The sequence below is a fragment of the Gemmatimonadaceae bacterium genome, from assembly GCA_020852815.1.
Classification (GTDB): Bacteria; Gemmatimonadota; Gemmatimonadetes; order Gemmatimonadales; family Gemmatimonadaceae; genus SCN-70-22.
In genome coordinates, this window is the sequence record JADZAN010000002.1 from 432,300 (window position 1) to 446,661 (window position 14,362).

At 67.6% G+C, this 14,362-nt stretch carries 6 protein-coding genes and 2 riboswitches; of the genes, 4 read left to right on the forward strand and 2 right to left on the reverse strand.

Features of this window, described 5'->3' with window-relative positions; all coding sequences use genetic code 11:
- The first annotated feature begins 2 nt into the window (after positions 1–2).
- The 4 genes from IT359_02810 to IT359_02825 all read left to right on the forward strand — a co-directional run bounded on the left by IT359_02810 (position 3) and on the right by IT359_02825 (position 11,446).
- The gene (locus tag IT359_02810; protein MCC6927901.1) at positions 3–1,163 is read left to right on the forward strand and encodes a glycosyltransferase; all 1,161 of its coding nucleotides are present in this window, start codon (positions 3–5) and stop codon (positions 1,161–1,163) included.
- 416 nt (positions 1,164–1,579) lie between these two features.
- Entirely contained in the window at positions 1,580–3,859 is a 2,280-nt protein-coding gene (locus IT359_02815) for an Ig-like domain-containing protein (GenBank protein MCC6927902.1), read from the forward strand.
- A 573-nt stretch (positions 3,860–4,432) separates the two neighbouring features.
- Positions 4,433–4,523: riboswitch (cyclic di-GMP riboswitch) on the forward strand.
- A gap of 26 nt (positions 4,524–4,549) precedes the next feature.
- A complete protein-coding gene (locus tag IT359_02820; GenBank protein MCC6927903.1) occupies positions 4,550–6,676 on the forward strand; it encodes an Ig-like domain-containing protein in 2,127 nt (708 codons plus the stop codon).
- A 466-nt stretch (positions 6,677–7,142) separates the two neighbouring features.
- Positions 7,143–7,233: riboswitch (cyclic di-GMP riboswitch) on the forward strand.
- A gap of 22 nt (positions 7,234–7,255) precedes the next feature.
- Positions 7,256–11,446, forward strand: a complete 4,191-nt coding sequence (locus IT359_02825; protein MCC6927904.1) for an Ig-like domain-containing protein — start codon at positions 7,256–7,258, stop codon at positions 11,444–11,446.
- 101 nt (positions 11,447–11,547) lie between these two features.
- Here IT359_02825 and IT359_02830 read toward each other — a convergent pair whose 3' ends face one another.
- Together IT359_02830 and IT359_02835 are read right to left on the reverse strand one after the other, a co-directional pair.
- On the reverse strand, positions 11,548–12,957 hold the full coding sequence (locus IT359_02830) for a DUF362 domain-containing protein (GenBank protein MCC6927905.1): 1,410 nt from the start codon (positions 12,955–12,957) through the stop codon (positions 11,548–11,550).
- Complete coding sequence (locus IT359_02835) at positions 12,954–14,360, reverse strand: phenylacetate--CoA ligase family protein (protein MCC6927906.1); 1,407 nt, start codon at positions 14,358–14,360, stop codon at positions 12,954–12,956. The genes IT359_02830 and IT359_02835 overlap by 4 nt, the downstream gene beginning before the upstream one ends.
- Positions 14,361–14,362: the final 2 nt, after the last annotated feature.

The following is a 14,362-nucleotide window of genomic DNA, read 5'->3' on the forward strand; positions in this document are numbered from 1 at the left end:
CCATGGCGCCTCCCCGCGACGCGTCGCGGATCCGCATCGTCTACTGTCTCGATTCGTTCGATACCGGTGGGACGGAACTCAACGCGGTGCGAACCGTGGAGCAGATCGATCGCTCGCGCTTCGACGTGTCGTTCGTGGCGCTCTCGGACCGCGGGGCGCTGGCTGCGCGCGTGCGCGAGGCCGGCATCCCCATCGAGGTGTTTCCCCTCAACGGATTCTTCTCCCTGCAGGCGCTGCGCAGCGGACGCGCGCTCGTGCGCTACCTGCGGCGCGAACGCGTGGACGTCCTCCACGCGCACGATATCTACTCCAACATCTTCGCCGTCATCTGCGCGCGCATTGCCGGCGTCCCGATGGTGATCGCGTCGCGGCGATGGTGGTACGCCTCCAACCGGAAGGTGTACCTCATCCTCAATCGCTGGACCTATCGACTGGCGCATCGCGTGCTGGCCAATGCCGAGGCGGTGGGGGCGCTGGTGGCGCGCGAAGGGATCGACCCCTCGCACATCGTCGTCGTGCCCAACTTCGTGGAGGACTACGCGTTCGCAGCACCAGACGCGGCGGTGCTCACCGAGTGGCGGCGCGACCTGCGAATTGCACCTGACGACGAGACGATCGGCATTGTTGCCAACCTCTTCGCCGTGAAGGACCACGACACGCTGCTGCGGGCGTTCCAGCGCGTGGTGACGGAGCGCCCGCACGCCCGCCTTGTCCTTGTCGGTGATGGGCCGGAGCGAGCGGCGTTGGCACGGCTCGCGTCCGGACTCGGCGTGGCCGACCGGGTGAGCTTTGCCGGGCGCCGTCCCCAGAGCCCCACCATGCACTGGCTCTTTGACGTGAGCGTCCTCTGCTCGCGGCACGAAGGCTTCCCGAATTCGGTGGTGGAAGCGATGGCGGCCGGACGCCCCGTGGTCGCCACGCGCGTGGGCGGCATCCCCGATGTCGTGGTGGACGGCGACACGGGATATCTCGTCCCGTCCGGCGATGTCGAGGCGCTCGCCGATCGGCTCCGTTTCGCCCTCGCCAACGCCGCCGAGCGCGCGCGACTCGGGAGCGCGGGCGCCGCACGTGCGCGAAACGTCTTCCACTCCAAACGAGTGATGGCGACGCTGGAGCGGCTCTACGCTGACTTTCTGTCGCAGGGCGGGCGCCGACTGAACTGAACGTCGTTCATTCGCACTCGTGCGTCGTTCCCGCGGCGTTTGGTGTGATGCACGGCACAGTTCGCTGCGGCTGTCGCACACCGCCGCCCGGAACGATCGGTGTAGCTTCGCCACCACACGATTAGTGGCGAGACCGCGTCATTCGAAGGCGTCGTGGCGGTTTTCGACCCTATGCGTGTATCATGTGACGGTTTCGCGCCGTATCCTGTCAGGCGCGCGGCTGCGCCGGGTGTCATCCACCGCGTTCGCGAGTGCCATCGATCCGTCGCGCCATGCTGATCGACAGGAGCATCAGTCTCATTCCGCCTCATCTCATGCTGCACAGCTCCCGCACTGCGCGTGTAGCGCTCATCGGCGTCGTGTTGAGCGCCGTCGCGGCGTGCTCGGATGCGCCTCCGGCTCCGTCGCAGAGTGTCGTGCCTGCGCCCACCGTGAAGCAGGTCATCGTCGACATCGATTCCACCGTCATGACCGTGGGCGGACGGGCGCGCGCGACGGCGCAACCGCTCGACGCGTCGGGCTTTCCCATCAGCGGCAAGACGGCCGCGTGGACGTCGGGGAACCCGGCGATTCTGACCATCGACGACAGTGGGCGCGTCACGACCGTTGGCCCGGGGATCACGCGCGTTATCGCCACCATCGATGGCGTCCCGGGCGATCGCGACGTCGTCGTGCGTGCGCTCCCCACGGCAGCCCTGATCGTCGTCGCGATGGCGCGCCAGAACCTCAGGGTCGGGGACACGACCCGCGCGTCGGTGGCGCTCTTCGACTCCATCGGCACGCCGCTCGCCGCGCGCCCCGTCACCTGGTCGGTGGAGGGGAGCCCCACCGTGGCCACAGTCTCGCAGTCCGGGCTCGTCACCGCGATCGCTCCCGGCAGCGCGCAGTTGGTGGCGACGCTTGGGACGGTGCGTGGAGAGGTCGATTTCTCGGTGAGTGCGCTTCCGCCGGTCACCGCTGTGGTCGCCTCCGTCGCCGTCTCGATCCCGAAGTCCACCCTGCGCATCGGCGAGAACATGCAGGCGAGCGCCACGCCGCTCGACTCGGCCGGCGTTCCCCTCTCGGTGCGCCCCATCGCCTGGTCGCTCGTCTCGGGCACGGGCGTGGCGAGCGTATCGTCTGCCGGGCTGGTGACGGCCGTCGGGGCGGGCACGGCGCAGATCGCGGCGACCATCGATGGCGTGCGCGGCGTCGGGAACCTGAGCGTCATCGACACGACGACCATTCCGGGGCCGCCGCCGCCGCTGGTCGTTCCCGCGCTTCCCGATTCCTTCCCGATCGTCTTTCCGCAGGTGACCGGGCGGAGCATCGCGGTGCACGCGGGCGACAACCTCCAGGCCATCCTCGCCTCGGCACAGCGTGGCGATGAGATCGTCATCGACGCCGGCGCGACATTTAGCGGTAACTTCACGCTCCCTGCCAAGGCGGGAACTGCTGCCACTGGTTGGGTCCTGATTCGATCGAGCAAGCTGGCGCAGTTGCCGCCGCAGGGCACGCGTGTCACCGCGGCGCATGCGTCGCTGATGCCCCGCATCAGCACACCCAACAACCAGCCGGCCATTGTCACGGCACTCTCGGCGAGCGGCTACTGGATTGCGGGCATCGAGTTCAGCACCAACCCCGCGACCTCGGTCGTCGCGAGCATCGTGGGACTGGGGAGTGCCGGTGCGGCGCAGAACGCGATGAGCCTCGTCCCGTCGGACCTGGTGCTCGATCGCGTGTACGTGCATCCGCAGCCGACGCAGAATGTGCAACGCTGCGTGGAGCTGCACAGCGCGCGCGCCGCCGTGCTCGATTCATACCTGATGGACTGCCACGGCAAGGGATTCGACTCGCAGGCCATCGTTGGATGGAACGGACCCGGGCCGTACCGCATCGAGAACAACACGCTGGCCGGCGCGGGCGAGAACATCATGTTCGGCGGTGCCGACCCGAAGGTCCCTGGCGTCATCTCCAGCGACATCATCATCCGCCGCAACTACATCTACACGCCTCCCAGCTGGAAGGGGGTGTGGACGAAGAAGAACATCTTCGAGTCCAAGGCATCGCAGCGCGTGCTGATCGAGGGCAACGTCCTCGAAGGGTCGTGGACCGACGCGCAGGTTGGCTACGCCTTCATCCTCAAGGTGGCCAACCAGAATGGCGGTTGCACCTGGTGCATCTCCAACGATATCACGATCCGCGACAACCTCATCCGGAATGTGGGGGGCGCCTTCGGGATCACGGGGAAGGACGGGGCGAACCCCATTGGCCAGCTGCTCAGTCGCCTGTTGATCGAGAACAACTATGTCGACAGCGTGAACGTGGGGGTGTATACCGGTGTCGGACGCTTTGTCGACATCATGAACAACGCGCAGGACGTGATCATCCGCCGCAACACGATGGTGGCGCCGGGCAACCTGGCGCAGTTCCTGGACCTGGCGACCATTCCCGCGGCGACCAACTTCACCTATGACCAGAACATCGTGTCGTACGGGACGTACGGCTTGTTCTCGTCGAAGTACGGGAGTGGCGAGGCGTCGTTGCAGGGCTTCAACGGCAACGTATCGTTTGCCGGCAATGTCCTCATCGGCTCGCAGCGCAGCGGCTATCCGCGCGCACGATTCGCGCCCAGCCTGTCGGCGGCGATGCTGCTTGGCGGTGGCGCCGACAAGGGGCGCGTCGACGCAGCGACGCTGAACGTCGTCGTCCCGTAGCGCAGCACGTTCGTCGGTCGCAACCCGGCGCCTAACGGCATGTTTCGGCGCCTAACGGCGCCTGCGAACGCCTAACGGCGCCTGCAGACGCCTAACGGCGCATGCGTGCGTCGAGCGAGGCACCGGCTCCGTGGAGCGCGGTGCCTCGTCTCGTTAGGATCGCGGACCGGGACGCCGCGCCTCGCGGTCAACGGTGGCCACACCTCCCGCAGGGCCGGCGCCATTGCCCGCAGCCGTGCCTGCCCGTTGCGTGACGTGGCGCACACTTCAGCGCCGCGCTGACGATCATTCGTGACCGTTAGGCACGTCCGGACGTCTGTGTCGCGAATGCTGACACCCGCGACCCCAGCGTCGCCGGAACGGTTCTGTACAGTCGTTGTGTGTTAGGTCACATCGCGAGCGGGACTTCGGTCATAACAGCACGGATTCCCCCCTGAATAGCTTCCGCCCGCTTTCCGGCATCGTGATTCGCGTCTCACACGTTGCCCGCTGGGGCGGACGAAATGTCCGCCGCCCCGCGACCTCACCTATCACGACATCGGCAGGATCGCTTCACGCCGTCCTCGGCGCTGGACGCGACAAAGGCAAAACCGTCGAAAGACGGTGACGCAAAGCCACGAGGCTACTGTACGCGCGCGCGTACCACGCCAGTCGAGCCGCCGAACACTCCATTCCTTCTCGAGAGGACCCATGAAGCACCGGAATTGGCGGCTCAGTGCCGGCACACCACTGTTCGCGCTCCTGATCGTTGCTGCCTGCTCGGAGCATGACCAAACCCTGGGCACCCGGGCGCTGTCGCCCGACGTGAGCAGGATCGTTACCCTGTCGGCGACGCAGACTGTCCTGCTGAACGACTCCGTCAACGTCACGTCGATCAGCAGCCTGGCGTCGATGTCGATGTCAGTCGGCGGTGTTACCACCTCATTCCCCGTCACTTGGAAGTCGACCGCGCCGTCCATCGCCTCGGTCAGCAGCAAGGGGATGGTGTTGGCCAAGGCAGTCGGGTCGGCGAAGATCATCGCCGCCTACAGCACGCTTGCCGACACCGTCCCCGTCTCCGTCGTGGCCTCCATCACGCCAGTGGCGAGTGTCACCATCACGGGGACCACCTCCTCCATCTCGCTGGCTGCGAGCACCCAGCTCACCGCCGTCCCGCGCGACTCCACCGGTGCCGTCGTTCCCGGCGCACGCATGTCGTGGTCCTCCGCCACGCCGGCCATCGCCGCGGTGACGTCGAGCGGGCTGGTGTCCGGGACCGGCGTCGGTAAAACGGTCGTCACCGTCACGTCGGGAAGCGCCTCGGGCACGTACGCGATCTCCGTCGTCGCCGCGGCGCCGCCGCCGAGCCTTCCATCGGGGCCGATCGCGGCGCCCGCGCCGCCCGCGCTCTATCAGCCGACGTATCCCACGGTCACCGGAAAGACCTGGTTTGTCGCCAACGGCGGCAACCTGCAGTTTGCGCTCAATCAAGCGCAGCGTGGTGACGAAGTCGTGCTCGCCGCGGGCGCGACCTTCACCGGGAACTTCGTGCTCCCGGCCAAGTCGGGAACGGCGGCCAACGGCTGGGTCCTGGTGCGCTCCGACAAGTCGGGCGGCCTTCCCTCGACCGGGACGCGGGTGACGCCGGCCAACGCGCCGCTAATGCCGCGCCTGTACACGAAGACCGTCGCCCCGGTCCTGCAGACGGCCGCTGGGGCAAGCGGGTGGTGGATCAGCGGGATCGAGATGACCGTCGACCCCGCGCTGACGTACATCCACTACGGCCTGCTCCTTCTGGGCGACGGCTCCTCGGCGCAGAACTCGTTGGCCAGCGTCCCCACCGATCTCGTCATCGATCGCTCGTACATTCACGGGACGCCGCAGGGGCAGCTCGTGCGGTGCGTCGCGCTCAACTCGGCGCGCACGGCAATCCAGGACAGCTACGTGCAGGACTGCCACGTGAAGGGGTTCGATTCGCAGGCCATCGGCGGCTGGAACGGCCCAGGCCCGTATCGCATCGTGAACAACACGCTGGCCGGCGCGGGTGAGAACATCATGTTCGGCGGCGCCGATCCGGCCATCAAGAACCTCATCCCCAGCGACATCGAGATCCGCCGCAACTACATCTACACGCCGATCAGCTGGAAGGGGAAGTTCTCGAAGAAGAACCTCTTCGAGGTGAAGAACGGCCAGCGGATCCTGATCGAGGACAACGTCTTCGACGGGTCGTGGCAGGATGCCCAGACGGGTTTCGCCTTCATTCTCAAAGTCGCCAACCAGTCCGGGAAGTGCACGTGGTGCTTCTCCGGCGACATCACCATTCGCCGGAACATCATCCGCAACGCGGGCGCGGGCTTTGGTATCACGGGCAAGGACGGGTCGAACGCGATCGGTGGTCTCCTCAATCGCCTGCTTATCGAGCAGAACTACATGGAGGACATCAACGTCGGGCAGTACCTCGGCGAGGCACGGCTCATCAGCATCATGAACAATGTGCAGAACGTCACCGTGCGACGTAACACGCTTATCTCGTCGGGGATGCTGATGCAGTACCTGAACAGCGGGACGCAACTGGCCGCGACCAACTTCGCGTTCCAGGACAACATCGTGACCTACGGGAAGTACGGCTTCTTCTCGTCCTGGTACGGCATCGGCCAGGGATCGATGTCGACCTTCCAGGGGACGAAGATCTTCCAGAACATCGACATGATCGGCGCGACGAAGAGCGGATACCCGAACGGGAAGTTCTGGGGCTCGCTGTCAACGGCGCTTGCCTCGGGCAATGGCGTCTCCCCCTCGGCGGTCGCGTCGTCCACGCAGGGTGTGATCATCCCGTAACAGCTGCAATGCAGGGGACCGACGCGCTGGCGTCGGTGATGTCGCGGGGGGCGTCCGTTCGGACGCCCCCCGCGACGCGTTAGGCGCCCGCGGCAACCTCGCCCCTGTCCTCCTGCTGGTCGCCGGGCGCGCCTCGCCCGCTGAGGCCACGGCCGATGGCGTCTCGCCCGACGGCGTGTTGCCCGACGGCGCCGCAAGAGGTCCGGAAGTTCCGCACGCGCCCGACGTGACATGCCGCACACTCGGCGCGGCGCCCTCGCAATCTGCAACGGCACGTGCGCCCCGCCGCGCTCGCTTTGGCGCGCATCACACGCTCCCACTGTGACGCACGTCGCCAACTGAACTTGTGTTAACTTCATATCTAGCAATGACTTACGTGTTACCGGTCGTGCGCATGCCTCGTCCATATGGTGACGGGCGGACCGCAACCGGCATCCGCAGTCACGTGGGCCACCGATGGTCGGGGCCGCGAGAAGGGCATACCCGGTGAAAGCCGGCGACGCAAAGCCACGAGGCTACAGCGCACCTAAACGCGCCATGCCAGTCGGGCTGCCGAACGATCACGAAGTTGGAGGACCCATGGAACGCGGCAGTTCTTTCGTTAGGCTCGTCACGCTGGTCAGCACCACAATCCTCGCCGCCGCATGCTCGGGTTCCGATGCTGGCGGCGTTTCCACGCCCCCGGCACCGCCGGTCGATCGCATCGTGGTGGAAGTGTCGCCGCGGATCGACTCGATCCCGGTCGGGACATCCCGGTCCCTCTCGGTGAGTGTCACGAATGGCGCCGGCGTCGCGCGCAACGTCCCCGTCACCTGGACGTCGCTCTCTCCCGCCATCGCCACGGTCTCCAACGGGACCGTCACGGCGATCGCGGCCGGCGACGCGCAAGTTGTCGTCACCGCGGGCGCCGCCGCCGACACGGCACGCCTCACGGTCTACGGCGCGCAACTGGCGCTGCAGCTCTCGCCTGGGGCGGTCGACGCCACGTTGGGTGACACCATCACCTTCGAGGCGACGATCGTCGACCAGGCCGGGACCGCCACGCGCGTCCAGGACATCACTTGGGCGCTCTCCGATTCCTCGGCGGCCGAGTTGATTGGCGCCGGAACCGTTGCCACGCGTGAATCGGGAACGCTCGCCGTGATGGCGACGGTCAACAGCCGGACGGCAACCGCCGCCGTCCAGGTCAGGTCGGCGACCGTCTCGTCCATCACCATCGTTCCCAGCAATCTCTCGTTGGCGGTCGGAACCAACGCCACGCTTGCCGCCGACCTCCGCGACAGCCGTGGGCGCTCCATCACCGGGCGTGCCATCACCTGGACGTCCTCGAACGCCTCGGTCGCCGTCGTCGAGAAGAGCGGCGCCGTCAGGGCCATCGCCGTCGGCGGCGCAATCATTACGGCCACCGCCGGGGGAAAGTCGGCCACGGCCGCCGTGAACGTCTACTCGGCCGGCGCCAGCTCCGTCACGATCGCCCTTCCCAACGATTCGCTGGGCACTGGGCGCACGATGCAGGCGGTGGCGCAGCCGCTCGACGCCGAAGGCAACCTGCTCACCGGAAAGGTGGTCGCGTGGCAGTCGAGCAATCCCTCGGTCGCGACGATCAACAGCGCCGGCGTGATCACCGCGCTCGCCTCCGGGAAGACCAACATCGCCGTCATCTGCGACGGCAAGACGTCGACCGTGACGCTGACGACTGCCGTCCCCGTCGCAACGACCGTCACCGTGACGCCGCCGACGGCGACGCTCACGGTCGGCACCACGTCGCGCCTGACGGCCGACGTCCGCGACCAGTTCGACTTCAAGCTCAGCGGCGCCCCGGTCACCTGGTCGTCGGCCGCCGCGTCGATCGCCTCCGTTGCGACTGACGGCACCGTGACCGCGAAGGTCACCGGCACGACGTCGATTCGCGCCACCAGCGGTGCCCTGAGCGCCACCTCCGCCGTGACGGTTCAGGGCGTCCCGGTGGCATCGGTGCACGTTTCGCCCGAAACACTCGCCATCGAGGAAGGCGACGTGGTGCAGTTGGTTGCCACCGCGTACGACGCGAGCGGCAACGTCCTGGACAACCGTCCGGTGAGCTGGACCGCGTCGTCGGCGACGGTCACGGTGTCTGCCACCGGGAGCGTCAGCGGCGTCAAGGCCGGGACCGCGACCGTGACAGCGAACATCGAGGGGAAGACCGCGAAGTCGACCGTCACCGTCAGCACGCCGCAGCCGCCGGAGGTCGCCAAGGTCACGCTCACGCTGAACTCGAGCGCGCTGAGCGTCGGTCAGGTGACGAGTGCCGTGGCGCGCGTCTACGACGCCGAAGGAAACCTGCTCGCCGTCCCGGTGACCTACGTGAGCTCTGCGCCGAGCATCGCGACGGTCGATGTCGACGGCACGGTATCGGCAGTGTCCGCCGGATCGGCGGCGATCACCGCCACCGCCGACGGGGTGAGCGGGCTGGCGAGCGTGGCGGTTTCCGCGCCGCAGGCGGCGCCGGTCGCGACCGTTGCACTCACGGCCCCGAGCACGACGCTCTTCGTTGGTGACTCCACCACGCTCAGCGTCACGCTCCTCGATGCCGCGCAGAATGTCCTGACGGGGCGCACCATCGCCTATGCGTCATCCAATGCACAGGTGGCGACGGTCTCCGCCTCCGGGTTGGTGCGCGGGGTTGGCGCCGGGAGTGCGAACATCAGCGCGACGAGCGGTTCGGCCAGCAAGTCGCTCACCTTCACCATTCGCACGGTGCCGACGGTACCGCCGACCGTGGCGGTGGTGACGGTCACGCTCGCGCAGTCGGCGCTCGTAGTCGGTGGCGCGACGCAGGCAACCGCTGTGTTGACCGACTCCAGCGGCGCGCCGTTCTCCGGCACGGTGGCCTGGAGCTCGTCCAACACGGCGGTCGCCACGGTGTCCCAGAGTGGCTACGTGAGTGTGGTGGGTGTGGGGAGCGCCGTCATCTCGGCGTCGAGCGGCGGCAAGACCGGGAGCGCGACGCTGTCGGCGACCGCCCCGGCTGCCACCGTGAAGACAGTGACCGTGACATTGGCGTCGCCGAGCATTGTGGTCGGCACCAGCGCGCAGGTGACCGCGGTAGCCAGGGATTCCGCGGGGAATGTGCTGACCGGGAAGAGCGTGAGCTGGAGCTCCAGCGCCACGTCGGTGGCCTCGCTGGCCGCCAGCAACACGGGGACGAACACGGCGACCGCCGTTGCAGCTGGAACGTCGAAGCTGTCGGCGACGGTTGGCGGGGTGAGCGGCAACGCGACGCTGACGGTGACTGCACCGCCGGCAAACACCCCGCCGGCGTCCACGCCCGTCACCCTCCCGGCGCTCCCGACCATCCTGAACCCGGTGTACCCGAAGGTGACCGGGAAGCAGTGGGCGGTGCACGCGGGTGACAACCTGCAGTCGATCCTGAACCAGGCGCAACGCGGCGACGAGATCGTGATCGACGCGGGCGCCACCTTCACCGGCAACTTCACGCTGCCGGTCAAGACCGGCTCGACCGCAGCGAACGGGTGGATCATCGTCCGTTCCAGCCAACAGTCGGCGCTCCCGCCGCAGGGGACGCGAGTCACGTCGCAGCAGGCGTCGCTGATGCCCAAGATCTTCTCGCCCAACACGATGACGGCGCTCACTGCCGGCGTGAACACGGGCGGGTGGTGGATCAGCGGCGTGGAGTTCAGCCTGGCGCCCACGGTGACGTCGGCGGCGGGGAGCATCGTCGCCATCGGCCTGGCCACGTCGGCGCAGAACTCGCTCTCGCTCGTCCCGAGCGACTTCGTCCTCGACCGTGTCTACATCCACGCACAACCGAACCAGAGCATCCAGCGTTGCCTCGAGCTGCACGCGGCGCGAGTCGCGGTGATGGACAGCTACCTGGTCGAGTGCCACGGGAAGGGCTTCGACTCGCAGGCGATCGTTGGATGGAACGGGACGGGTCCCTACAAGATCGTGAACAACACGCTGGCCGGTGCCGGCGAGAACGTGATGTTCGGCGGCGCCGACCCCAAGGTTCCGGGCGCGATCTCCAGCGACATCGAGATCCGGCGCAACTACATCTACACGCCCGCCAGCTGGAAGGGCGTGTGGACGAAGAAGAACATCTTCGAGACCAAGGCGTCGCAGCGCGTCCTGATCGAGGGGAACGTCTTCGAGGGCTCCTGGACCGATGCCCAGACCGGGTACGCCTTCGTCCTGAAGGTTGCCAACCAGAGCGGCGGGTGCACCTGGTGCATCTCGAACGACATCACCATCCGCAACAACATCGTTCGCAATGCCGGCGCCGGCGTCGGCATCACCGGGAAGGACGGCTCCAACACGATCGGTGGGCTGCTGAGCCGGCTGCTGATCGAGAACAACTACTTCGAGAACATCAATACGGGGGCGTACACGGGTGCCGGGCGCATGATCGCCATCATGAACGATGCGCACGACGTCACGATCCGCAGCAACACGATGACCGCTCCCGGTGCGCTGTCACACTACCTCAACATTGCCACGCAATCGGCGGCGACCAACTTCGCCTTCCAGAACAATGTCATGACGCTGGGAACTTACGGGCTCTTCTCGTCGTGGTACGGCTCGGGTGAGACGCCGAACCTTGCGGCCTTCAGAGGCACCGTGGTGTTCCAGAAGTCGGTGCTGATCGGTGCGGCGCAGAAGAACTACCCGAATGCCCAGTTCGTCTCGTCGCTCTCGGCGGCCCAGTCCACGGGGATCGGCGCCGACATGGCGGCGATCAATGCCGCCACGCAAGGGGTGGTGATCCCGTAGCTCGGCGATCCAGCCACTGAAAAGCGGGCGGGGACCCCAGGTCCTCGCCCGCTCTTCAGTGGTGGCCGCACCTCGCGGCGACGGCGCGCCTGCCGCGCCCCCTAACGAGTGGACGGTGCCGGCGCGACGGCGTCGAGCCAGCCAACGGGGTAGCGCATCGTCTCGACGCCCGCCGTCCGGGCTGGCAACTCGAGCGCGGCGACCGACTCGCCGGACTCGTCCAGCACCTCGACCTCGTCGGCGGCAAAGCCGGTCAGGGGCCAGTGGAAGCGGTCGAACGCGTGCGCAGCGATCGGGATGCGCGCGGGATCGTAGCCGAGCAGGCGCGCGGCCACGAGGTCGACCGCCGCGGCGTTGTCGCCGCCGATCACCAATCCCATCGGCAGCGGCTCCGGGCGCAACGGTCCATTGGCGTGCCCGGCGGTGATGGCGTCGACGAGGTGCAGCACGCGCCGCTGCGGATCGTTGGCCACCGTACCGTCGGGACGACCGTACAGGAGCACGCGATTCAGGTCGAGGCAGGTGCGCCAGATGGTGTCGTTGCCGGACCAGGACCCCTCGATACCCAGCTCGTCACCACGCTCGTGCAGCACGCGCTCCAGGACGCGCGTGGGGAGCGACAACGCGCGCCGAACGCCCAGCGAGCGCGTCGTGTTCGCCTGGTCGTAGACATACTCCAGCGCGCGCTTCACCGCGTCGCTTCCGGGATAGCAGTCGCCCCCATCGGACGCACCACCGACGCGATGGTGGGGGAGATACTCCTTGTTCCCGTTGATCCCGATGAGGTTCTTGAGCGCGCAGGTGACGCCGGCCTTCTTGTGCGTCTTGAGCTTGGGGAGGTTGACGACGACATCGGCCTCGATGATGTCGCGCGCCACGAGATACTGGTGCCGCCCCGGCCCGTGCGTCCGCTCCATCTCGCCGGGGGGATACTGCGTGACGCGAAAGATCCCCGGGCGAGAGATGGGTTCGAGCAGGGATTCGCTCCCCAGGTCGTAGAGCACGAATCGATCAACCGAGAGCACCCCTTCGCGCTCCACACGAACGCCGTCCACAAACGACGCGTGCGTGCGGCGGTAGTCGCGAGGACCGCTGAAGCGAGGCTCGCGAGCCGCGAGCGTCGCCGCCCACTCGCCCAGCCCCGTCACCTCGAGGAGCGCATTGAAATCGCACTCCTGGATCGGCGCGTCGCCAAGAACGACGGCGCCGGCGCCGCTGGCGAGGAGCTCCTCGACGACGACCCGGATCATCGCCGTGTGCGTCAGCAGCGGTTCGATGCCGCCGTCGCCGCGATTCGTGTGCAGGACGAGGTTGGGCTTCACCACGACGCGTGCTCCTGCGGGGAGGACGCGGGCAAAGGCCGGTGCGTCGGCCGAACCGCTCCATCCCAGCCGGGCGGCCACGCCGCGCACGGCGCGTTGCACCTCACGGATGTCATACGTTGGCCGCTCACCGGTGGCGTCCCGGTGTGCCGAGCGCCCCAGCGCCACCAGCGGTCGCCCCGTGGTCATGCCACGTGCTCGGGCGCAAGCTGCTTGTCCTGCTGCGCGCGGTTGGACTCCGGCGCGTGCGACAGGACGGGACGCCACTTGCTGGCCGAAGTGCGCGCGATGGCGTCGACGGTGGTAACGTGCATGGAGAGCCCCGGGAGGTTCTGCCGCAGCACCGCCACGATGCGCTCGCCGTGCGCCGCACCATATCCCTCGGCCGGCACGACCTGGATCTCCACGCCGTAGTCGGCATCCTGGCGAATCTGGAACTCGCGCAATGGGAAATCCTTCATGAGATGGACGGCGCCGTGCCCGTCGAGCCAGCGACCGTCGGGATGGTACAGGCGGTCCACCTTGCGCCCGAGGATGTGCACCAGCCGCAACGCGCCCCCGTCCCGCCCTTCGCCAGCTGCAAAGCGCGCCACGTCGCCGATGCGGTAACGCAGCATCGGCATGGCATCCGCCTGGAGCTTGGTCACGAGGATCTCGGCGTCGTCACCGTCATCGGCAGGTTCCACCAGCACATTGGCCCAGTCGATGTCGAAGGCGAGGGAGACGCGCGGGTCGAGTTGCATCCCGATCAACCCGATCTCGCGGCTGCCGTATCGCTCGTGCACCGGGGCGGAGAACGCTTGCTCCACGCGCGCACGCTGCTGCGGCCACAGCTTCTCGGCACCGGTGACGATGCGCCGGGTTGGGTAGTGCGCCGTGAGCCCGTTGGCGAGGAGCGTGCTCGCCAATGCATCGAGCGCGCTGGCGTAGGCCACCAGGCACGTGGGCGCCTGGCGCTCCATCGAGGCGTGATACCTCAGCAGGAGGTCGGGCGAGAGACGGAAGCAGTCGTACCAGGTCTGCGCCGTCAGTACTTCGCGCAGCTGTTCGCGCCACTGGGTGCGCTCCCGCGCGTCGATGTGATGTCCCCACAGGAAGGCGGTGCTCACCCAACGCGGGACACCCAATCGCTCCATGAAGTGCTCGATTCCGCTCAGCCGCCAGCCGCGCTCGCGCGGGCCGCTGAAGTATGCGAGCGGAACGCCCGTCGACCCTCCCGTACTGTCGCGGCGCCGAAGAGACGGCGCGACGCGCGGCGAGACCATCGCGTTGATGTTCGCGGCGACGTCGTCACGGTCGAGTGCCGGGAGTCGGGCGAAGTCGCGAAAGGAGAAATCGGCGCGCGGATCGAGCCCCGCCGCCGAGAGTCGGGCCCGGTAGAACGCCGAGTCCTCGGCCGCGCGTCGGACGATGTCACGCAGGCGTTGCAGCTGCCACGCGTGCTTCTGCTCGTCGCTCCACGACAGCGTGCGACGGCGAAACTGCAGCCCGTCGGCAAAGTGGCGCTCGCCCTCTCGCATCGAGGGGCGCAAGGACCGGACGGTATCGAGCGCCGCGATCACGCCTCGACTCACCAGCTCTCGTCCCGTCATGC